This window comes from Pseudomonas sp. 1L-C-7-B-C1, assembly GCF_057291635.1.
Window position 1 is genome coordinate 234,292 of record NZ_JBXAWH010000004.1, and the last position, 21,616, is coordinate 255,907.

Consider the following 21,616-nt stretch of genomic DNA (forward strand, 5'->3'; position numbering starts at 1 on the left):
GGCTTGAATGCAAAAAAGCCGGGGGATGCGTTGATGGCCCCCCGGCCTTTTAGCTACGACGTTATAAATAGTTCAGATCAGAAGTTGATCATTCCCACTCAATCGTCGCAGGCGGCTTACTCGACACGTCATACGTCACGCGCGAAATACCTTCGATCTCATTGATGATCCGGCCGCTCACCGTTTCCAGCAGTTCGTAAGGCAGGTGCGCCCAACGTGCGGTCATGAAGTCGATGGTTTCTACGGCGCGCAGGGCGACGACCCAGGCGTAACGACGACCGTCGCCGACCACGCCAACCGATTTCACCGGCTGGAACACGACGAAGGCTTGGCTGACTTTGTGGTACCAGTCGGCTTTGCGCAGTTCTTCAATGAAGATGTGGTCGGCGCGACGCAGCAGGTCGGCGTATTCCTTCTTCACTTCACCCAGAATGCGTACGCCCAGGCCCGGGCCCGGGAATGGGTGGCGGTAGACCATGTCGTACGGCAGGCCGAGCTCGAGGCCCAGGCGACGGACTTCGTCCTTGAACAGTTCGCGCAGTGGCTCGACCAGTTTCAGGTTCATTTCTTCCGGCAGGCCGCCCACGTTGTGGTGCGACTTGATGACGTGCGCCTTGCCGCTTTTGGCGCCAGCGGACTCGATCACGTCAGGGTAGATGGTGCCCTGGGCCAGGAACTTGATGTTGTCGAGCTTGGTCGACTCGGCGTCGAACACGTCGATGAAGGTGCGCCCGATGATCTTGCGCTTCTTCTCCGGGTCGCTCTCGCCAGCCAGGTTGTTGAGGAACTGGTCTTCGGCGTTGGCGCGAATGACCTTCACGCCCATGTTCTCGGCAAACATGGCCATGACTTGCTCGCCTTCGTGCAAACGCAGCAGGCCGTTGTCGACGAAGACGCAGGTCAGTTGGTCGCCGATGGCTTTGTGCAGCAGCGCTGCGACCACCGAAGAGTCAACACCGCCGGACAGGCCGAGCAGCACGTTGTCGGTACCCACTTGAGCGCGAACCTGGGCGATGGCGTCTTCAGCGATCTTCGACGGGGTCCACAATGCTTCGCAGCCGCAGATGTCGAGGATGAAGCGCGACAGGATGCGACCGCCCTGCTTGGTGTGGGTTACTTCCGGGTGGAACTGCACGCCGTAGTAACCGCGGGTGTCGTCGGCCATGCCGGCGATCGGGCAGCTTGGGGTGCTGGCCAGTACGTGGAAGCCTTCCGGGATCTCGGTGACTTTGTCGCCGTGGCTCATCCATACGTCCAGACCGAAAACGCCATCGGCGTCGACGTGGTCTTCGATGCCGTCCAGCACGCGGCTCTTGCCGACGATGTCGACACGGGCATAGCCGAATTCACGCAGTTCGGAACCGGCGACGTGGCCGCCGAGCTGCTCGGCCATGGTCTGCATGCCGTAGCAGATGCCGAAGATTGGCACGTTCAGGTCGAACACGGCCTGGGGAGCACGAGGACTGTCGGCAACGTGTACGGACTCGGGGCCGCCGGCGAGGATGATGCCTTTCGGGGCGAATTCGCGGATCGCTTCGTCCGACATGTCGAACGGGTGCAGTTCGCAGTAAACGCCAATTTCGCGAACGCGACGGGCGATTAGCTGGGTGTACTGGGAACCGAAGTCCAGGATCAGGATGCGGTGGGCGTGAATGTCGAGGGCCATGAGAGGACTCTAGATAGAGCAGCTTCAAGCCTCAAGCTTCAAGCTGCAAGGTGTCGGGGGCCGCAGATCCGTAGCGACAGGCCTAGAGGCGGTGCCGCTACAGATCGCTTGTAGCTAGTAACTATCAACTTGTGGCTGGAGGCGTCAGCCGACCCGGTAGTTCGGCGCTTCCTTGGTGATCTGCACGTCGTGAACGTGGGACTCAGCCATGCCGGCACCGGTGATGCGCACGAATTCAGGCTTGGTGCGCATTTCGTGGATGTCGGCGCTGCCGGTGTAACCCATTGAGGAGCGCAGGCCGCCCATCAACTGGTGAACGATGGCAGTCAGGGAACCCTTGTACGCAACGCGGCCTTCGATACCTTCCGGTACGAGCTTTTCCGCGCCGTCGGACGAGTCCTGGAAGTAACGGTCCGACGAGCCCTGGGCCTGGGACATTGCGCCCAGCGAACCCATGCCGCGATAGGCCTTGTACGAACGGCCCTGGAACAGTTCGATCTCGCCCGGGGCTTCTTCGGTACCGGCAAACATCGAACCCATCATCACGCAGTAAGCGCCAGCAACGATGGCCTTGGACAGGTCACCCGAGAAACGGATGCCGCCGTCGGCGATCAGCGGAACGTCGGTGCCTTCCAGTGCCGACGCCACGTTGGCGATGGCGCTGATTTGCGGGACGCCCACACCAGCGACGATACGGGTGGTGCAGATGGAGCCAGGACCGATGCCGACCTTGACGCCGTCAGCGCCAGCTTCGACCAGTGCGAGTGCAGCGGCGCCGGTGGCGATGTTGCCGCCGATGACTTGCACGTCAGGGAAGTTCTGTTTGACCCAGCGAACGCGGTCGATCACGCCTTTGGAGTGGCCGTGGGCGGTGTCGACCACGATAACGTCAACGCCCGCAGCAACCAGCGCGCTGACGCGTTCGCCGGTGTCTTTACCGGTGCCGACCGCAGCGCCGACACGCAGACGACCCTGGTCGTCCTTGCTCGCGAGAGGCCAGGCTTTGGATTTCTCGATGTCCTTGACGGTCATCATGCCCTTGAGCGCGAACTTGTCGTCGACGATCAGGACTTTTTCCAGACGGTGCTTGTGCAGCAAGTCGCGCACTTCGTACTTGTCGGCGCCTTCGCGAACGGTGACCAGACGCTCTTTCGGCGTCATCACTTCGCGAACGGCGATGTCGAGGCGGGTTTCAAAACGGACGTCGCGGGAGGTCACGATGCCGACGAGCTCGCCGTCATGCAGGACTGGAACGCCGGAGATGTTGTGTTGACGGGTCAGTTCGAACAAGTCACGAACGGTGGCGTCAGCCTCGATGGTGATCGGATCCTTGACCACACCCGCTTCGAACTTCTTGACCTTGCGCACTTCGGCAGCTTGCTGCTCGACGGTCATGTTCTTGTGGATGATGCCGATGCCGCCTTCCTGAGCCATGGCGATTGCCAGACGGGCTTCAGTGACGGTGTCCATAGCGGCGGAAACGAGGGGGATGTTGAGTTCGATGCCACGGGTCAATCGTGTTTTCAGACTGACTTCGTTGGGAAGCACCTCGGAATAACCGGGCACAAGGAGAATGTCGTCGAATGTAAGGGCTTCTTGGCTTATACGCAGCATCGCTGGGCTCCCGAGCGGGAAAATGGAAGCGCGCCATTGTACCCAGACACCTGCACTATCTCAATGTAAAGATCAGGCTATTTAGCGTACGAGCGAGATTAATGCCGTCTATCACTGCACCGCACCTCTACAGCCTGACTTTGACATGGGACACCGGACGGTCCATACGCTCGGCAAATGCCTCGACGAAGCTGCTTTTGAAACCGGCATCCAGCCAATTATTGAAAATGAACCCCAGATTCGAGAACCCGCACGGCTCCAGAAACAGAAAGCCGTTGATGTCGTCTTCATGGCGGCATTCGGGGCACATGAAGTTGTCGGTATGGCCCGGCATCCAGTCTTCAAGGCTGTCGAACAGGGCTTCGCCGATCTCGCGCCGACACTCTGGACAACCGGCCTCCTCCTTGAAGCCCTGCTGCGGGGTATAGATGCAGCGTTTGAGGACGATCTCAAGACCGTTGACCGGCTGACCGAACGGCAAGGCGTCCGGGTTTTCGACGAAGCGTCGCGCGCCTGGCGCAATCGCATAAGCCATGCGGTTGAAGCTGCGCCCACACGTGGTCAGCGACTCCTCGACGACGTTCAGCTTCACCAGCCAGCGCAGGATCGCCCGCGCCTTCGCTTCATGCGCAGGAAAGCTGGAGATTTGCGGGACGATGATGCTTTGGGTGTCCATGGAGGGCCTGTCTGACGAGTAATCGGGGGGCCGCAGCTTAATCGCGCTGTCGGTGACGTCAAGTAGGGTCGACAGGGTGCGCGCGTCAGCGAACTCATCTGGTGACCCAAGCCCCAATGCCTTTATGATGCCGCCATGATCAAAGACCCCTTCGCAAGACTCGGCCTTGACCGGGATGTCCTCACTGTCAGCCAGCTCAACGGCCGCGCACGCGTGCTGCTGGAAGATGTATTTTCCAGCATCTGGGTGGAGGGCGAGATTTCCAACCTCTCGCGTCCGGCCTCCGGGCACGTTTATTTCACGCTGAAGGACTCCGGCGCCCAGGTGCGTTGCGCGCTGTTCCGCAGCAACGCGGCGCGGGTTCGCCAAGCGTTGAAGGACGGCCTGGCGGTCAAGGTGCGCGGCAAGGTCTCGCTGTTTGAAGGTCGCGGCGACTACCAGCTGATTCTCGACACCGTCGAGCCTGCTGGCGATGGCGCGCTGCGTCTGGCCTTCGACGCGTTGAAGGAAAAGCTCAGCGCCGAAGGGATGTTCAGCGCCGAGCGCAAGGTCGCCCTGCCGCTGCACCCCAAGCGCATCGGCATCATCAGCTCCCCCACAGGCGCGGTGATTCGCGACATCATCAGCGTGTTTCGTCGTCGCGCGCCCCAAGTTGAACTCACCCTGATTCCCACCGCAGTTCAAGGCCGCGAAGCCATTGGCCAGATCGTGCGCGCACTGAAACTCGCTGACGGCCGCGGCTTCGATGCGTTGATCCTGGCGCGGGGCGGCGGTTCGCTGGAGGACCTCTGGTGCTTCAACGAGGAAGCCGTCGCCCGCGCCATCGATGCGTGCGTGACGCCGATCGTCAGCGCGGTCGGCCACGAAACCGATGTCTCGATCAGTGACTTCGTCGCCGACGTGCGCGCCCCGACGCCCTCCGCCGCCGCTGAACTGCTGGCGCCGGATTCAAGTGATCTGCACCGCCGTGTCGACAGCCTGGAGCGCCGACTGATCAGCCGCATGCAGGACCGGCTGATGCGCGAGCAATTGCGCCTGGACGGGATTTCCCGCCGCTTGCGTCACCCTGGCGAGCGTCTGCGCCAGCGCGCCCAGCGCCTCGACGACCTGGACATGCGCATGCGCCGGGCCTTTGAGCAGCAGATGCACAAGCGCCAGGTGCGCATGAGCCATCTGGAAAGCCGCCTCGCCGCGCAACATCCCGGGCGAACGCTGATGTTTCTGCGTCAGCGCCTGGCGGTACTGGCCGAGCGGCTGCCCCGTGCGATCAAGGAAAACCTCAAGAGCCGTCGCCTGCACCTGCAAAGTCAGGTGCAGACGCTCAACGTGGTCAGCCCGCTGGCGACCCTCGGCCGTGGTTACAGTATTTTGCTGGATGAACGCGGCAGGGCCATTCGCGCTGCCGAACAGACTCATCAGGGTCAGCGCCTGACGGCGAAGCTGGCCGACGGCGAACTGCAAGTGCGCGTCGAAGACAACCATCTGACGCCTGTCACCCTTTCACTTCTGGATTGATCAATGCTGCCTCTTCTATCCCGTTCGTTGGCCACTGCTGCCTTGGTCTTTTGCGCGGCCCTGCCCGCCCACGCCGACAGCTACATTTCCCGCCTGCTCAACAAGCCCGTGCCAGGCGGCGTAGCGGTGGTCGATCTCGGCCCCGCCGCACAAGCGCCCAAAGCCACGTGGCAGGGCAAGCCGGTGCTGGTGGTCAAGGATCAGGACGCGCGCTGGCTGGCCATCGTCGGCATTCCGTTGAGCATCAAGCCTGGAACCTCGCAGCAGGTCAGCAGCGGCGGCCGTAACCTGCCCTTCGTGGTCGGCGACAAGAAATACCCGGAGCAGCGGATTACCCTGAAGAATAAACGTCAGGTCAATCCCGACCCGGAAGACCTGAAGCGCATCGAGCAGGAGCTCGACGTGCAGGTTCGCGCCTATCGTACGTTCAGCCCGGTCACGCCGAGTAATCTGTTGCTGGACAAACCGGTGGACGGGCCGCTCTCAAGCAAATTCGGTGTTCGACGCTTTTTCAACGGTGAAGAGCGCAACCCTCATGCGGGACTGGACTTCGCGGTCCCCGCTGGCACGCCGATCAAATCGCCAGCGGCGGGCAAGGTAATTCTGATCGGCAATTACTTCTTCAATGGCAACACGGTGTTCGTCGATCACGGGCAGGGCTTCATCAGCATGTTCTGCCATATGTCGAAGATCGACGTGAAGGTCGGCGATGCCGTGCCGCGCGGTGGTGTGGTCGGGCGAGTCGGTTCGACTGGCCGCGCGACGGGGCCGCACATGCATTGGAACGTCAGCCTGAATGACGCGCGCGTGGATCCGGCGATTTTCATCAATGCGTTTCAGCCGTAATGCTTGATCGGGGGTAATGGCGCTGTGGGGGGCCGCACGATCGTGCGGCGAACACGTTTGTGTGGGAGTGAGCTTGCTCACGAAGAGGTCGGTAGATCCGCCAGATCTCCAGGGGTTGGAACACCGTCTTCGTGAGCAAGCTCACTCCCACAGGTGACAAGTTTGCCGCTTGGACATGTTCAAAATCAGCGACCGCAATGTTGCGCACACCCGATTGACAGGGCAATTAAATCGCGCAGAGCCTTAGAATCTAGCAATAAAAACTTGATCTCGAGTATTTACCGGTCACTTCTCTCAATTTTTCCCAACCGCTTGCCAGCTTTCACCCCATTGGTTACGTTTGGCGACATGAAAACCTCTCACACCCTCATTCTGATGCGTCAACATCGCTGCCTCTGCCTCGTCAGTGCACGACTGCAAAGCTGAACGCGGTGCCTCGACGCTCACCCGCAGTGCTACTCTCGCATCAACCGGCTGGCCGCCTTCTTTCGGCCCTGAGTACAACAAGGACTATTCACATGACCATGCTCAAAGATCCCTCGACGAAGTACCGCGCCTTCCCTGTCATTGACCTGCCTGACCGCACCTGGCCTTCCAAGACCATCACTGCGGCGCCGATCTGGTGCAGTTCCGACTTGCGAGACGGTAACCAGTCGCTGATCGAGCCCATGGATGCGGTCAAAAAGCTGCGTTTCTGGAAAACCCTCGTGCAAGTGGGCGTCAAGGAAATCGAAGCGTCCTTCCCGTCTGCGTCGCAGACGGATTTCGACTTCGTGCGTACGCTCATCGAAGACGGCCACATCCCGGACGACACCACCATTCAGGTCCTGACTCAGGCCCGCGAAGACCTCATCGCGCGGACGTTCGAGTCCCTGCGTGGTGCAAAAAAAGCCATCGTCCATTTGTACAACGCCACCTGCCCGTCCTTCCGCCGCATCGTTTTCAATCAGGACAAAGCGGGCGTGAAAGCCATTGCGGTAAATGCCGCTCAGCTGTTCGTCAAATACGCCGCGCTGCAGCCAGAAACCCAATGGCAGTTCGAGTACTCGCCTGAAACGTTCAGCGCCACCGAGCTGGAGTTCGCCAAGGAAGTCTGCGACGCCGTCATCGAAGTATGGAACGCGACGCCGCAGAACAAGGTGATTCTCAATCTGCCAGCGACCGTCGAAGTCGCCACCCCGAACATTTACGCCGACCAGATCGAATGGTTCTGCCGCAACATTTCCCGTCGTGACAGCGTGATCATCAGCCTGCACACCCACAATGACCGTGGCACCGGCGTCGCCGCGACCGAGCTGGGCCTGATGGCCGGCGCGGATCGTGTTGAAGGCTGCCTGTTCGGCAATGGCGAGCGCACCGGCAACGTCGACCTCGTGACCGTCGCGCTGAACATGTACACCCAAGGCCTGAATCCGCAGCTGGATTTCTCCGACATCGACGGCGTGCGCAAGGTGGTCGAGGAATGCAACCAGATTCCGGTGCACCCGCGTCATCCGTACGTCGGCGATCTGGTGCACACCGCGTTTTCCGGCTCTCACCAGGACGCGATCCGCAAGGGCTTCACCCAGCAAAAGGACGGCACGCTGTGGGAAGTGCCTTACCTGCCGATCGACCCGGCTGATATTGGCCGCAGCTACGAGGCGGTCATCCGCGTCAACAGCCAGTCTGGTAAAGGCGGGATCACTTACCTACTCGAACAGGAATACGGCATTTCCCTGCCCCGTCGCATGCAGATCGAATTCAGCCAGGTGGTTCAGGGCGAGACCGATCGTTTGGGTCTGGAGATGACGGCTCAGCAGATTTACTCGCTGTTCAAGCGTGAATACCTGCAGGCCAACAAGCCCTACGCGTTGGTCAGCCATCGCTTGCAGGAAGAGAACGGCAACAGCGCCGTGGAAGTGGTCGTGACCGGCATGGGCGACAGCGAGAGCAACCTGCGCTGGAAAGGCACGGGCAACGGTGCACTGGAAGCGCTGGTCGCCGGCCTCCCGGTGTCGGCCGAGATCATGGACTACAACGAACACGCCATCGGCGCGGGCACCACGGCCAAAGCCGCTGCCTACATCGAGCTGCGTGTGGATGGCGATCGCGCGGTACACGGCGTCGGCATCGACGAGAACATCACCACGGCCAGCTTCAAGGCACTGTTCAGCGCGCTCAATCGTGGCTTGCTGCAGGCTGACGCGACGAAGGCGGCGTAATCGCCGGCAAGCACGCTGCGTGGTAAAACCCGCAGCGACAAAAAAGGCCCTGAAGTGCAAGCTTCAGGGCCTTTTGTTTAATGCCGGATTGTCAGGCCGTGGTGTCGACTTTGACTTTCATCAAGTTCAACAGGGAAGCCTGCAGTGCGCCCAGTTGAGCCATGGTCCCGGAAATTTGCTGCTGGATAGCCATGACCTGCGTCGCCTTCAGCTCATCCGGCGCCTTGCTGCCTTGAGCCGCAGCCAGCTGAGCCTGCTGCTGCTGGAGAATCTTCTGGGTTCGCTGAATCTGCTCCTGCAACTGCTTGATCATCTCCTCCTTCATGCTCGGCGCGTCGCCTGACTCAGTGGCGCCAGACGCCTTGGAGTCTCCATACACATTGCCACGCAGCTCGACACTGGCAGCCTTGGCATCGCTCTTGGTGGCGTCGTCGGTCTTGACGGCAGCCGTGAACACGCTGGAGTAAGCACCCAAGGAACTTGTGTTGATAGTGGTCATGATGAACTCCTTATGAGGTGCACGTTGTATCGGCCAGCGTACAAACATCTGAAGTCGAATTTATTGCACCCACAGGAACGCCCCACGACCGAGGTCATGGAGCGTTTTGTCTCTGAATCAATGAATCAGGCGGTGGTGTTGATGCTGCCGGACTTCTGCAGTTGCAAGAGGGCCGCCTGCTCAGTGGCCAGGCTGGCGGTGGACGACGAGATCTGTCCCTGAATCGCCATCACGCGCGCGGACTTTTCCTCGTCGGTGCCGGCGCTGGCCTCGGCGGCAGCGAGCTGCTGTTGCTGCTCTTGCAAGCGCTTCTGGGTTTCCTTGATCTGCTCTTCCAGCTTCGCGATGGCCTGCTCGCTGGTACTGGAAGAGTCAGATGCCCCACCCGCTCCGCCAGCGCCACCTGCCGCAGTGGCTGTGATAGATGCAGATGCTGACGTGGCATCGGTGGTGGTCGAGGCGTCGCTGTCAGCCGCCGTTGCCATGGCGTCTTTCTTTAACGCGACCGTGAAGCGGGTGGAATACGAACTCAATGAGGATGTGCTGATGGTGGTCATACCGATCTCCTGTCTGGGTACAACCGCTATCGACCACCCGCCCCTCAACTCTATGACGTTACTGTATCTCGAATGTATCCGCGTCGAGACAGGCCGGGAATTTCTCGCGATACGCCGCCAGACTCTGCGCTGACAAGCTGACCTGAAACACCCCGTCTGCCTCGCCGATGTTCAGCAGGCTCTCGCCCTGGAAATCCAGCACCTGGCTGTCGCCGGTGTAGGCAAAGCCCTTGCCATCAATGCCTACGCGATTCACCGCCGCGACGTAACAGAGGTTCTCGATGGCCCGCGCTGGCAGCAAGCGATTCCAGTGCAGACGGCGAGCGCCCGGCCAGTTGGCGGTGTACAGCAGCAAATCGGTATTCTGGGCGTCACGACTCCACACCGGAAAACGCAGGTCGTAGCAGATCAGCGGACGAATCCGCCAGCCCTTGAGCTCGAACTGCACCTGGCGCTCGCCCGGGCTGTAATGCTCGTGTTCCCCGGCCATTCTGAACAGATGGCGCTTGTCGTAATGCAGCAGCTCGCCGTCCGGTCGCGCCCACAGCAGGCGATTGCGATGGCTGCCGTCAGCGTCGCGAATGATCACGCTGCCGGTCACCACGGCATCCAGTCGCTTGGCCTGCGCCAGGATCCACTGGGCAGTCGGGCCGTCTTCGGGCTCGGCGAGCAGTTCGGATTCCATCGAAAACCCAGTGGTGAACATCTCCGGCAGGATCACCAGATCCGCGCCTTGGGCCTGGGCCAGCAGTTCTTCGAAGTGGGCGTGGTTCGCCGGGGCGTCGTGCCAGACCAGCGTGGTCTGGACCAACGCGATGTTCAGATTGGGCAGCGTGCTCAGATCGCGCATAGTTTTTCCGCTGCTTGACGCAGCGTCTCCTCACGCTTGGGAAAGCACAGCCGGATCAGGCGCTGGCCTTCAGGCGGATTCTGGTAGAACACCGAAATCGGAATGCTCGCGACACCGTGTTCGCGGGTCATCCACAGCGACATGTCGACGTCATTGAGGTCCGGGCGGATCTGCGAATAATCAACGAGCTGAAAGTACGTGCCGCTGGCGCGCGTGAAGGTGAAGCGCGAGGCTTCCAGGCGATCGCAGAAATAATCGCGCTTGGCCTGATAGAACGCCGGCAGTTCGTCGACATGTTCAGGGTGCGCCGCCATGAAATCGGCCAGCGCCCATTGCAGCGGTGTCACGCCGCAGAACGCAACAAATTGGTGGACCTTGCGCGCTTCGGCGGTCAGTGCCGGCGGCGCGACAAGGTAGCCGGTTTTCCAGCCGGTGACGTGGTAGGTCTTGCCGAACGAGCTGACCACGAAAGCGCGCTGGTAGAGTTCGTCATGGGCCAGCACGCTGGCGTGCTGCAGGCCGTCGAACACCAGGTGTTCGTAGACTTCATCGCTGAGCACGTAGATGTCCCGGTCCCGGATCAACGCAGCCAGGCGATCCAGTTCCTCGCGGGTGATCAGCGCGCCGCTGGGGTTGTGCGGCGTGTTGATAACGATCATTCGAGTGCGAGGGCTCAACGCAGCGCTGAGCTTTTCCCAGTCGATGGCGAAGTCACCGTCCTTGAGCTGAACATGGACGCAGCGTCCACTGGCCAGTTCCACCGAAGGCGCGTAACTGTCGTAGCACGGGTCGAAGACGATGACTTCATCGCCGGCTCTGACAACCGCCTGGATGGCGCAGAAGATGGCGTGGGTGGCGCCGGGCGTGATGGTGATTTCGCTGTCGACGCCGACCTGACGGTCGTAGCAGCGAGCGATCTTGGCGGCGACTTGCTCGCGCAATGCTGGCAGCCCGGCCATCGGCGCGTATTGGTTGTTGCCGTCCATGACGCGGCGGCACAAGGCTTCACGCAGTGCGTCGGGCCCATCGAAATCGGGAAAACCCTGGGACAGATTGATCGCCCCTGTTTCGGCGGCAAGCTGAGACATCACAGTAAAAATGGTGGTGCCAACGTTCGGCAGTTTGCTGGTGATCATGGGTTTTCCTGCTCCACTCCCGATACCTGAAGGGCTCGGGGACTGGCAGGATAGCCCAGATATCGCGCACAAAAAAAGGCGCCACTGGCGCCTTTTCCGAGAAAGACCTTTACACGATCAGCGCTTGTCGCGGCGCTTCTTGTCGGCCTTCTTGTGGTGCGACATCATTCGACGCTTCTTGTTGACCTGGCGGTCGGTCAGCGTGTTCTTGTTGCCTTCGTACGGGTTTTCGCCGCCCTTGAACTCGATGCGGATCGGCGTACCGACCAACTTGAGCACGCGACGATAGGTATTCTCGAGATACCGAACGTACGACTTCGGCACTTTCTCGACCTGGTTACCGTGGATCACGATCAACGGCGGGTTCGCGCCACCCAAGTGAGCGTAACGCAGCTTGATGCGGCGGCTGCCGACCATGGGCGGTGCGTGCTCGCTGACGGCGTCTTCAAGGATCTGGGTCAGGCGGCTGGTCGGCCAGCGGGTCACAGCGGATTTGAACGAGTTCTGCACCGACTGATACAGGTTACCCACGCCGGTGCCGTGCAGCGCCGAGATGAAGTGGATGTCGGCGAAGTCGACGAAGAACAGCCGACGCTCCAGCTCAACCTTCACATAGTCGCGCTCGCTCGGCACCATGCCATCCCACTTGTTGAGTGCGATGACCAGCGCCCGACCGGACTCAAGGGCAAAGCCCAGCAAGTTCAGGTCGTGGTCGACGACGCCTTCACGGGCGTCCATCACGAAGATCACCACGTTGGCGTCTTTGATCGCCTGCAGGGTTTTGACCACGGAGAACTTTTCGACTTCTTCGTGGATCTTGCCGCGCTTGCGCACACCAGCAGTGTCGATCAGCGTGTACTTTTCCTCGTTGCGTTCGAACGGGATGTAAATGCTGTCGCGGGTGGTGCCGGGCTCGTCGTAGACGATAACCCGGTCTTCACCGAGCATGCGGTTGACCAGCGTCGACTTGCCGACGTTAGGACGACCGATGATCGCGATCTTGATCCCGTCCTTCTCGCTCGGACCCGGAATGCGCTTGGCTTCCTGACCTTCGGCGACAACTTCCTCTTCTTCGCCTTCTTCGACTTCGTCAGCGTCTTTCGGGAAGTCGCGCAGGGCGATTTCAAGCATCTGGGTGATGCCGCGTCCGTGAGCGCCGGCCACCGGAATCGCGTCACCCATGCCCAGCGGTGCAAACTCGGCTCGGGCCATGTCAGGGTCGATGTTGTCGACCTTGTTGGCGACGACGTAGGACGTCTTGTTGCGCTTGCGCAGGTGCTCGCCAATCATCTGGTCGGCGGCAGTGAAGCCTGCTTTTGCGTCAACGAGGAACAACACGACATCGGCTTCTTCGATGGCCAGCAGCGACTGCTCAGCCATTTTTTCGTCCATGCCGTGTTCGTCACCGGAGATACCGCCGGTGTCGATCAGGATGTAGGAGCGCCCTTGCCACTTGGCCTCACCGTATTGGCGATCACGGGTCAGACCGGACAAGTCGCCGACGATAGCGTCGCGAGTCCTGGTCAGGCGGTTGAACAAGGTGGACTTGCCGACGTTCGGTCGACCCACCAGGGCGATTACGGGAACCATGCGGCTCTCCACTTCGTTATTTCAGAAAATACAAAAGCCGCTGCAAGGCAGCGGCCGGAGTTCGGAGCGACACCGAAGCGTCGCAGGCCCCATGAAAGCGGGGCCGCCTGAGGAAGTCCAAACACGACCGCCTCAAGCATAGACAGCCACTACTTGATCGTCAGCGCTTCCAGCTTGCCGCTGTTGCCGAAGACGTAAATGGTGCTGCCGGAGACCAGCGGGCGTGCACGCAGACCATCGCTGTCAATCTTTTCACGGGCGACAAAATGGCCGTCGACCTGACTCAGCAGGTGCAGATAGCCTTCCATGTCACCAACCGCAACGTAGCTGGAAAACACTTCCGGCGCGCCGAGTTGACGACGGGCCAGCGAGTCGTTGCTCCACAGACCGGTGGACGAGCGCTCATCGATGCCTTCCACGGTGCCGTTGGCCAGCGAAACGTAAACGCTGCCGAAGCCCTGCGCCACACCCGAATAGCTCGATGCATCACGCTGCCACAGCACGCGGCCGCTCTGCAGTTCCAGACCGGCTACGCGGCCCTGATAGGTCGCGACATACAGCGTGTTGCCGGACAGCAGCAAGCCGCCGTCGATGTCGACCACACGATCCAGCTCGGAGCGACCTGTCGGAACGGCAACGCGCTGCTCCCAGGCCGGGACGCCGTTGTTGATATCCAGCGCCACGACCTTACCGGTCGACAGCCCGGCAATGGCCAGCGAATTGGTGGCGATCGGTGCGCCGGTGCCACGAAGTGTCAGAACCGCAGGACTGCTCTCGTAGATCCAGCGCTGATCGCCAGTGATGGCGTCATAACCTATAACCCGGTCGTCCTGAGTCTGGGCAACCACGACACTGCCGTTGGTGGCCGGAGCGGACAGCACTTCGCTGGTTGCCTTGGATTTCCACTTCTGTTCGCCGGTGGCCTCGTCGAGGACGATGACTTCGCCGCGCAACGTGCCCAGCATGACCAGACCGAAACCTACGCCAACGGCGCCGGAAACCGGTTGCTCAAGCTCTTTTTTCCAGACCACGTCACCGTTGCTGCGATTGATCGCCATGACCAGACCGTTCGCGTCGGCAGCGTAGATGTTTTCGCCGTCGATGGCCGGGACCAGCATGTTGTATATATCGCCCTGACCGTCACCGACGGAGCGGCTCCACAACTTCTGCAGGGTCACTTCTTCCTTGAAGTCGACGAGCTCTGCCGGAGGCAGCTCTTTTTTGCTGTTGCTGCTGCAACCCGCGGCCAGAATGGCCAGAGCCAGCAATGCTGCATGTTTCCAACGAATCACGTCACGCATCCCCTTTCGCCAGATCGTCGAGCTTCATTTGCAGACCGCCAACAGCCGCTTCTTCGGAAAGCGCCGCCTTGGCCTTTTTGTATGCAGCGTAGGCATCATCGGTACGACCCAGCTGCACCAGCAGGTCACCACGGAGCTCTTCACGGCTGGCCGCGAACGACGTGTCGGCCTGACCGTCGAGCAACTTCAGCGCATCTTCAGCCTTGTTCTGTGCGGCAAGCACGCGAGCCAGACGCTGACGGGCGATCTCACCCAGAGTCGTATTGGCCGGCTTGTCGGCCACGGATTTCAGCTCGTTCGCAGCGTCATCCAGCTTGCCCGTGTCTACGGCCACCTTGGCCACGAACAGGCTGCCGTACTGAGCGTACGCGGTGCCGCCGAACTCGCTCTTGAGTTTGCCGGCGATCTCGGCCACACGGCCTGCATCAGCCTGGCCGCTAGGCGTCAGTGCGGTTTCCAGCAATTGCTGATAAAGCGCCGAACCACCCTGTGCCTGGTTGTTCTGATAGCGCTGCCAGCCTTGCCAGCCCAACACCACGATCACCGCCAGCAGGCCGCCGGTCACCAGAGGCTTGCCGTTACGCTGCCACCAGTCCTTTACGGCAACCAGCTCATCATCATCGGTACTCGACACCCCAATACTCCTATTCGCTAAATCGGCTTTTGTCTGCTTCAACCCTGCGAGATGCAGGTGGCCAGGTGCTCGGACAGAGCATCCCAGGCAATATTTTGTTGTTCGCCCTGACCACGCAGCGGCTTGACGCCCACTTCCTTGCGCGCCAGCTCTTCATCGCCAAGGATCAGCGCGTACAGTGCGCCGCTCTTGTCGGCCTTCTTGAACTGGCTCTTGAAGCTGCCAGCCCCGGCATTGACGTGCAGGCGCAGGTTCGGCGCCTGATCGCGCACGCGCTCGGACAAGGTCAGCGCCGCCAGCTCGGCGGCCTCGCCGAAGGCGCAGACATAAACGTCGACCGTACGGGCGATGTCTTCGGGAACCTGCTCCAGGGTTTCCAGCAGCAGCACCAGACGTTCAATGCCCATGGCAAAGCCCACGCCTGATGTCGGCTTGCCGCCCATCTGCTCGACCAGACCGTCGTAACGGCCGCCCGCGCAGACAGTGCCCTGAGCGCCGAGTTGGTCAGTGACCCACTCGAATACGGTTTTGCTGTAGTAATCCAGGCCGCGAACCAGCTTCGGGTTGATCACGTAAGGAATGCCCGCCGCGTCGAGACGCGCCTTCAGGCCTTCGAAGTGAACCCGGGATTCGTCGTCCAGGTAATCGGCCAGCTTGGGTGCATCGACCAGCACAGCCTGGGTTTCAGGGTGTTTGGTATCGAGCACACGCAGCGGGTTAGTCTTCAGGCGGCGCTGGCTGTCTTCGTCCAGTTGCTCGTGACGCGCAGAGAGATACTCGACCAGCGCTTCACGATAACGGCCGCGGGCTTCACTGGTGCCCAGGCTGTTGAGTTCCAGTTTGACGGCATTGCGGATACCCAGCAGGCCCCACAGGCGCCAGGTCAGGACGATCAGCTCGGCGTCGATGTCCGGACCATCGAGGTTGAACACCTCGACACCGATCTGGTGAAACTGACGATAACGGCCTTTTTGCGGACGCTCGTGGCGGAACATCGGGCCGATGTACCACAGCTTCTGCACCTGACCGCCGCCGGTGATGCCGTGTTCGAGGACCGCACGAACGCAGGCCGCTGTGCCTTCAGGGCGCAGGGTCAGCGAATCGCCATTGCGGTCGGCGAAGGTGTACATCTCTTTTTCGACGATGTCGGTGACTTCGCCGATGGAGCGTTTGAACAGGTCGGTGAACTCGACGATCGGCATGCGGATCTGGCGATAACCGTAGTTATCCAGCAAACGCGATACGGTGCCTTCGAAGTAGCGCCACAGCGGCGTTTGATCCGGCAGGATGTCGTTCATGCCACGAATGGCTTGCAGAGACTTACTCACAAATATTCCTTGGAAACTGGGTTAGCCGCGCGCGATCAGCGCTGCGTCGGCCTCGACCTTTTCGGCCGCTCTCTGACGGATCAAGCGTTCAAGCTGTTCCACCAGATTGTCATTTGTCAGCTTCTGCGCCGGCTTGCCATCGATGTAGATCAGGTTCGGCGTGCCACCGGTCAGACCAACGTGGGCTTCCTTCGCCTCGCCGGGACCGTTTACCACGCAGCCGATCACTGCAACATCCAGCGGGACCAGCAAATCCTCAAGGCGCCCTTCCAGCTCGTTCATGGTTTTGACCACATCGAAGTTCTGCCGCGAGCAGCTCGGGCAGGCGATGAAGTTGATGCCACGGGAACGCAGGCGCAGCGACTTGAGGATGTCGTAACCGACCTTCACTTCTTCAACCGGATCGGCAGCCAGGGAAATCCGAATGGTATCGCCGATTCCTTCGGCCAGCAGCATACCTAGGCCGACGGCCGATTTCACTGTGCCTGAGCGCAAACCGCCCGCTTCAGTGATACCCAGGTGCAACGGCTGGATGATTTGTTTGGCCAGGAGGCGATAAGCCTCGACCGCCATGAACACATCGGAGGCCTTGACGCTGACCTTGAAGTCCTGGAAATCCAGACGGTCCAGATGCTCGACGTGACGCAGTGCGGACTCGACCAAAGCCGCCGGCGTTGGCTCGCCGTACTTCTTCTGCAGGTCTTTTTCCAGCGAACCGGCATTGACGCCGATACGGATAGGAATGCCGCGATCACGGGCCGCCTCCACCACCGCGCGGACGCGGTCTTCGCGGCCGATGTTGCCCGGATTGATCCGCAGGCAATCGACGCCCAGTTCGGCAACGCGCAGGGCGATTCGATAATCGAAATGGATGTCAGCGACCAGGGGGACCTTGACCAGCTGCTTGATACGGCCGAAAGCCTCGGCAGCGTCCATGTCCGGCACCGAGACGCGAACGATGTCCACACCCGCGGCTTCCAGACGGTTGATCTGGGCCACGGTGGCCGCGACGTCATTGGTGTCGCTGTTGGTCATGCTCTGCACTGCGATCGGGGCATCGCCACCGACCGGCACCGAGCCGACCCAGATTTTACGAGATTCGCGACGTTTGATCGGAGATTCGCCGTGCATGACTTATTGCCCTAGCTTCAGGCGAGCAGTTTCGCCACTGGTGAAAGGTGCCACATCAACCGGCTGACCGTTGTAGCTCACTTGCGCGCCACGAGCGAAGCCCAGACGCAGGGTCAGCGGCGGCTTGCCATTGACGTCGAGGCTATCGCCTTTTTTCTTGAGCCCGCTCATCAGCACTTTGCCGTTGCCATCGGTGACCTGGGTCCAGCAATCGTTGACAAACTGTACCTGCACGCGGCCGGCACCTGCCGGTACGGGCGCGGCGTCAGCGGTTGCGCTCGGGGCACTGTTGACGGGCGCGGTCGTCGCAGGCGTTGGCGCTACGGTTGTGACCGGCGCTGTTGGCGTCGACGCGGTATGCGCAGGCGTTACCGGAGCGGTGGTAGATGTGCTATGGGGAACAACAGCGCCTGCAACCGTGCCCGTGGTGGTGGTTGCACTGCTGGATGCAGCGGGCGCTTCAGGCGCGGACGCCGGCTCGGCGTTATTCAACGGCAGCGCGGTCTGGCCTTGAGCGACAGCTTGATCTTCCGGCTCGTCAAGCGGATGGATCTGGGTGGTGCCGTCCGCACTTTCGACTTCGACGTGTTCCATGCCCAGATTGGTCGGTTCCTTGCCGCGCAGCGTGGCTTGATCCTGCCACCACACGAAGCCGCCGCCGATCAATGCGACGAGCAGCAACAGGCTGACGATGCGCAGAATGTTGTGAGACAGGCGCACCGGCTCTTCGATTCGGCCCAGCGCATGAACGCTACTGCCCTTGCCGTCAGTGCCGGTGTACTGATCGAACGCACTGACCAACGCCGCTTGATCAAGGTCCAGCAGCTTGGCGTATGCGCGTACATAGCCGCGGGCAAAGGTATGGCCGGGGAGCTTGTCAAAATCGCCCGCTTCCAGATGAGTCAGGGACGCCACGGTGAGGTTAAGCCTCAACGCCACATCTGGCAGCGACCAGTTCTTGCTCTCGCGGGCCTGACGCAATGTTTCGCCTGGGTTCGTGCGAGTGGCTGCTACAACTTCGGGATGCGCCGCTTTCATCATTGCTCCGACAGGTATTGCTGATATTCCGGCGTACCGGGATAGAGTCTTTTTAGAAGCAACCCGTAACTGGCCGCCTTGTTGCGATCATCAAACACCTTCGCCAGCCGCGTACCGAGCAACAGGCTCCGCGCATTCTGCTCGCTCAACTGGCTGAAACGCTCGTAGTAATCGCGCGCTGGCACATAATGCCTGTCTTCGTACGACAACTCAGCCATTTCCAGCAACGCGCGTGGCTGCTGACGATCGAGACGCAGCGCCTTGTCGAAATGCTCACGGGCGGTTACGCGATCGCCCAGCATCACCGCGGTCATGCCGAGATTCTCGAAAACCCGGGCGCGCTCTGCGTAGAGGTTATCCTCGGCGGCCTGCTCGAAGCGCTCGTAGGCTTCCTTGTAACGCTTCTGCTGGTAGAGAAAGCTGCCGTAGTTGTTGAGGATCCGCGCGTCTTTGGAACGTGCCGACAACGCTTTCTCGTAATACTGGTTCGCCAGCTCCGGTTCCATCTCGGCTTGAAACACCAGAGCCAGCGCGGCATTGGCGTCTGCGTCGGAGCCATTGAGCTCAAGCGCTTTTTTCAGAGGTGCCTTCGCACGCTCCATCTGGCCCTGCTGAAGATAGCCCAATCCCAACTGCACATAAGCCTGACGAGCCTCGTCACGTCCCTTGCTGGTACTCAGCGGATCGACGTTGCCGGTGGACACACAACCAACCAGCAGCGTGGCAAAACAGAGCAGCAGCGCAACGCGCAGGAGCATAGAGATCCTCTCAGTCAAATTCGCATTCAATTGCGAGCGGAAGCGACCTGCACCACCTCGGCATCGGCACTGAGCTCCCGCACGGCAATATAACGCTCGCTGCGACGGGTGCGGTCCATGACCTGCCCGACCAACTGGCCGCAGGCAGCATCGATGTCCTCACCGCGCGTGGTGCGCACGGTGACGTTGAAACCGGCTTGATGCAGGAGATCCTGGAAACGACGGATCGCATTATTGCTGGGGCGCTCATAGCCCGAATGCGGAAACGGGTTGAACGGGATCAGGTTGACCTTGCACGGCGTATCCTTGAGCAGCTCGATCATCTCGATCGCGTGCTCAGGCCTGTCGTTGATGTCCTTGAGCAGCGTGTACTCGATGGTCAGCACACGCTTCTCGCCCAACGCAGCCATGTAGTTGCGGCAGGACTCGAGGAGCATCTTCAAGGGGTACTTTTTATTGATCGGCACCAACTGGTTTCGCAGCGCGTCGTTGGGCGCGTGCAGCGAAAGGGCCAGCGAGACGTCGATGTGCTTGGAAAGCTCATCGATCATTGGCACCACGCCGGAGGTGGACAGCGTCACCCGGCGCTTGGAAATGCCATACCCCAAGTCATCCATCATCAGATGCATGGCGGCAATGACATTGTCGAAGTTCAGCAATGGCTCGCCCATGCCCATCATCACCACGTTGGTGATGGCACGGTCGACGGTAGCCGGGACACTGCCGAATGATTTGTTGGCAATCCACACCTGACCGATGACTTCGGCGGCAGTGAGGTTGCTGTTGAAGCCTTGTTTGCCGGTGGAGCAGAAACTGCAATCCAGCGCACAACCCGCCTGGGACGAGACACACAGCGTGCCGCGCTTGCCTTGCGGAATGTAAACGGTCTCGACGCAGCTGCCGGACTCGACACGAACGACCCACTTACGGGTGCCGTCGGTGGAGATGTCCTCGCTGACGACTTCAGGACCCCGAATTTCGGCACGGCTCTGCAGCTTTTCGCGCAGGGCCTTGCCGACGTTCGTCATGGCATCGAAGTTATCGACGCCAAAGTGGTGAATCCACTTCATGACCTGACCGGCACGGAAGCGTTTCTCCCCGATAGACTCGAAGAATTTTTCCATTTCCAGCCGGGTCAGACCCAACAGGTTGATTTTGCCAGTTGATTCAGTCATGGATTCACCCTCACTCGCAGCAATAGCTTAGCGAGTGGTTACCTCTGTAGCAGCGAAGAAGTACGAGATTTCACGAGCAGCAGCGGCTTCGGAGTCGGAGCCGTGAACAGCGTTGGCGTCGATGGAATCAGCGAAGTCAGCACGGATAGTGCCGGCAGCTGCTTCTTTAGGGTTGGTAGCGCCCATCAGCTCGCGGTTCAGAGCGATAGCGTTTTCGCCTTCCAGAACCTGTACGACAACCGGGCCGGAGATCATGAATGCAACCAGATCACCGAAGAAACCACGGGCGCTGTGCTCAGCGTAGAAACCTTCTGCTTCGGCCTTGGACAGTTGCTTCAGTTTCGAAGCGACAACGCGCAGACCGGCTTTTTCGAAACGGGTGGTGATTTCGCCGATGACGTTTTTGGCAACAGCATCAGGCTTGATGATCGAGAAAGTACGTTGAACAGCCATGGTGTAACTCCAGAAGCAGTGATTATTGCGAAAAATTAAACCCGCGAATTATACGCGGGTTTGATGTTATTGCCTAACGTGCAAATCTGATCAGTCGATTTCGTCGGCCCAGAGCGTCTGCACCGCCTCGAGCACTTTCTCGCCGACGCGGCCAGAAGTGTCGTCGAAATCAGGCAGTTGCTGGATCATCAATTGCAGCTTGGTAAACCCAACCGAATAAGGGTCGACGCCGGGGTGGGTCTCGGCGAGTTCTTCAGCAATGCGTTGTACCTCATTCCAACCGTAACTCATGACAGCTTCTCGATCAGTGCGGCGCTTCGGCAGCGTGGTTAAGCGAATATTTCGGGATTTCGACGGTCAGGTCTTCGGTGCCGACCTTGGCCTGGCAGGCCAGACGGGACTGAGCTTCCAGACCCCACGCACGATCAAGATAGTCCTCTTCCAGCTCATCCGCTTCTTCGAGGGAGTTGAACCCCGCACGAATGATGCAGTGGCAGGTGGTGCAGGCGCAGACGCCGCCGCACGCGCTTTCGATCTCGATGTGGTGATCGTGGGCGAGCTCCAGAATCGACTTGCCGACTTCAGCCTCGACAACCATTCCGCCCGGGCAATGCTCGGCGTGTGGCAGAAATGTAACCTGCGGCATCA

21 protein-coding genes are annotated in these 21,616 nt (G+C 60.4%); 3 read left to right on the forward strand and 18 right to left on the reverse strand.

Features of this window, described 5'->3' with window-relative positions:
* Positions 1–88 precede the first annotated feature (88 nt).
* From guaA to AC0Z8Z_RS08570, 3 genes are all read right to left on the reverse strand, one after another.
* On the reverse strand, positions 89–1,666 hold the full coding sequence (guaA, locus tag AC0Z8Z_RS08560; RefSeq protein WP_485618812.1) for a glutamine-hydrolyzing GMP synthase: 1,578 nt from the start codon (positions 1,664–1,666) through the stop codon (positions 89–91).
* Positions 1,667–1,810: 144 nt separating this feature from the next.
* A complete protein-coding gene (gene guaB / locus AC0Z8Z_RS08565) occupies positions 1,811–3,280 on the reverse strand; it encodes an IMP dehydrogenase (protein WP_122535039.1) in 1,470 nt (489 codons plus the stop codon).
* Positions 3,281–3,407: 127 nt separating this feature from the next.
* Positions 3,408–3,956 (reverse strand): sugar ABC transporter ATPase, encoded by a 549-nt coding sequence (locus tag AC0Z8Z_RS08570; protein ID WP_272632382.1) that lies wholly within the window; start codon positions 3,954–3,956, stop codon positions 3,408–3,410.
* Between the two features lie 135 nt (positions 3,957–4,091).
* Here AC0Z8Z_RS08570 and xseA point away from each other — a divergent pair, with 135 nt between their 5' ends.
* The 3 genes from xseA (at position 4,092) to leuA (ending at position 8,518) form a co-directional block, all read left to right on the forward strand.
* Positions 4,092–5,471 (forward strand): exodeoxyribonuclease VII large subunit, encoded by a 1,380-nt coding sequence (xseA, locus tag AC0Z8Z_RS08575; RefSeq protein ID WP_272632384.1) that lies wholly within the window; start codon positions 4,092–4,094, stop codon positions 5,469–5,471.
* A gap of 3 nt (positions 5,472–5,474) precedes the next feature.
* The gene (locus AC0Z8Z_RS08580; protein ID WP_485618813.1) at positions 5,475–6,317 is read left to right on the forward strand and encodes a peptidoglycan DD-metalloendopeptidase family protein; all 843 of its coding nucleotides are present in this window, start codon (positions 5,475–5,477) and stop codon (positions 6,315–6,317) included.
* A gap of 518 nt (positions 6,318–6,835) precedes the next feature.
* Complete coding sequence (gene leuA, locus AC0Z8Z_RS08585) at positions 6,836–8,518, forward strand: 2-isopropylmalate synthase (protein ID WP_172610849.1); 1,683 nt, start codon at positions 6,836–6,838, stop codon at positions 8,516–8,518.
* A gap of 91 nt (positions 8,519–8,609) precedes the next feature.
* Here leuA and AC0Z8Z_RS08590 read toward each other — a convergent pair whose 3' ends face one another.
* The 15 genes from AC0Z8Z_RS08590 to fdx all read right to left on the reverse strand — a co-directional run bounded on the left by AC0Z8Z_RS08590 (position 8,610) and on the right by fdx (position 21,614).
* Positions 8,610–9,017 (reverse strand): hypothetical protein, encoded by a 408-nt coding sequence (locus tag AC0Z8Z_RS08590; protein ID WP_172610847.1) that lies wholly within the window; start codon positions 9,015–9,017, stop codon positions 8,610–8,612.
* 125 nt (positions 9,018–9,142) lie between these two features.
* Positions 9,143–9,574 carry a hypothetical protein gene (locus AC0Z8Z_RS08595; protein WP_485618814.1) on the reverse strand — a complete coding sequence of 144 codons (432 nt, stop codon included), beginning with the start codon at positions 9,572–9,574 and terminating at the stop codon, positions 9,143–9,145.
* 58 nt (positions 9,575–9,632) lie between these two features.
* On the reverse strand, positions 9,633–10,424 hold the full coding sequence (locus tag AC0Z8Z_RS08600; protein WP_485618815.1) for an amidohydrolase: 792 nt from the start codon (positions 10,422–10,424) through the stop codon (positions 9,633–9,635).
* Positions 10,412–11,560, reverse strand: coding sequence for a pyridoxal phosphate-dependent aminotransferase (locus AC0Z8Z_RS08605; RefSeq protein ID WP_485618816.1), 1,149 nt, complete (start codon positions 11,558–11,560; stop codon positions 10,412–10,414). Before AC0Z8Z_RS08605 ends, AC0Z8Z_RS08600 begins: the two co-directional genes overlap by 13 nt.
* Positions 11,561–11,677: 117 nt before the next feature.
* Entirely contained in the window at positions 11,678–13,150 is a 1,473-nt protein-coding gene (gene der / locus AC0Z8Z_RS08610; protein ID WP_065990003.1) for a ribosome biogenesis GTPase Der, read from the reverse strand.
* 149 nt (positions 13,151–13,299) lie between these two features.
* Entirely contained in the window at positions 13,300–14,451 is a 1,152-nt protein-coding gene (bamB, locus tag AC0Z8Z_RS08615) for an outer membrane protein assembly factor BamB (RefSeq protein WP_122535029.1), read from the reverse strand.
* Positions 14,444–15,085 (reverse strand): tetratricopeptide repeat protein, encoded by a 642-nt coding sequence (locus AC0Z8Z_RS08620; RefSeq protein ID WP_172610838.1) that lies wholly within the window; start codon positions 15,083–15,085, stop codon positions 14,444–14,446. Before AC0Z8Z_RS08620 ends, bamB begins: the two co-directional genes overlap by 8 nt.
* Positions 15,086–15,123: 38 nt before the next feature.
* On the reverse strand, positions 15,124–16,413 hold the full coding sequence (gene hisS / locus AC0Z8Z_RS08625) for a histidine--tRNA ligase (protein WP_485618817.1): 1,290 nt from the start codon (positions 16,411–16,413) through the stop codon (positions 15,124–15,126).
* Positions 16,414–16,434: 21 nt separating this feature from the next.
* Positions 16,435–17,544, reverse strand: a complete 1,110-nt coding sequence (gene ispG / locus AC0Z8Z_RS08630; protein ID WP_065990008.1) for a flavodoxin-dependent (E)-4-hydroxy-3-methylbut-2-enyl-diphosphate synthase — start codon at positions 17,542–17,544, stop codon at positions 16,435–16,437.
* Positions 17,545–17,547: 3 nt separating this feature from the next.
* Positions 17,548–18,582 carry a RodZ domain-containing protein gene (locus AC0Z8Z_RS08635; protein ID WP_485618818.1) on the reverse strand — a complete coding sequence of 345 codons (1,035 nt, stop codon included), beginning with the start codon at positions 18,580–18,582 and terminating at the stop codon, positions 17,548–17,550.
* Positions 18,582–19,340 carry a type IV pilus biogenesis/stability protein PilW gene (pilW, locus tag AC0Z8Z_RS08640; protein ID WP_122535025.1) on the reverse strand — a complete coding sequence of 253 codons (759 nt, stop codon included), beginning with the start codon at positions 19,338–19,340 and terminating at the stop codon, positions 18,582–18,584. The genes AC0Z8Z_RS08635 and pilW overlap by 1 nt, the downstream gene beginning before the upstream one ends.
* Positions 19,341–19,366: 26 nt before the next feature.
* Entirely contained in the window at positions 19,367–20,515 is a 1,149-nt protein-coding gene (rlmN, locus tag AC0Z8Z_RS08645; protein WP_122535024.1) for a dual-specificity RNA methyltransferase RlmN, read from the reverse strand.
* 27 nt (positions 20,516–20,542) lie between these two features.
* On the reverse strand, positions 20,543–20,968 hold the full coding sequence (gene ndk, locus AC0Z8Z_RS08650; RefSeq protein ID WP_007916882.1) for a nucleoside-diphosphate kinase: 426 nt from the start codon (positions 20,966–20,968) through the stop codon (positions 20,543–20,545).
* A gap of 90 nt (positions 20,969–21,058) precedes the next feature.
* Entirely contained in the window at positions 21,059–21,259 is a 201-nt protein-coding gene (gene iscX, locus AC0Z8Z_RS08655; RefSeq protein ID WP_485618819.1) for a Fe-S cluster assembly protein IscX, read from the reverse strand.
* Between the two features lie 13 nt (positions 21,260–21,272).
* Complete coding sequence (gene fdx, locus AC0Z8Z_RS08660; protein WP_485618820.1) at positions 21,273–21,614, reverse strand: ISC system 2Fe-2S type ferredoxin; 342 nt, start codon at positions 21,612–21,614, stop codon at positions 21,273–21,275.
* Between the last annotated feature and the right edge of the window lie 2 nt (positions 21,615–21,616).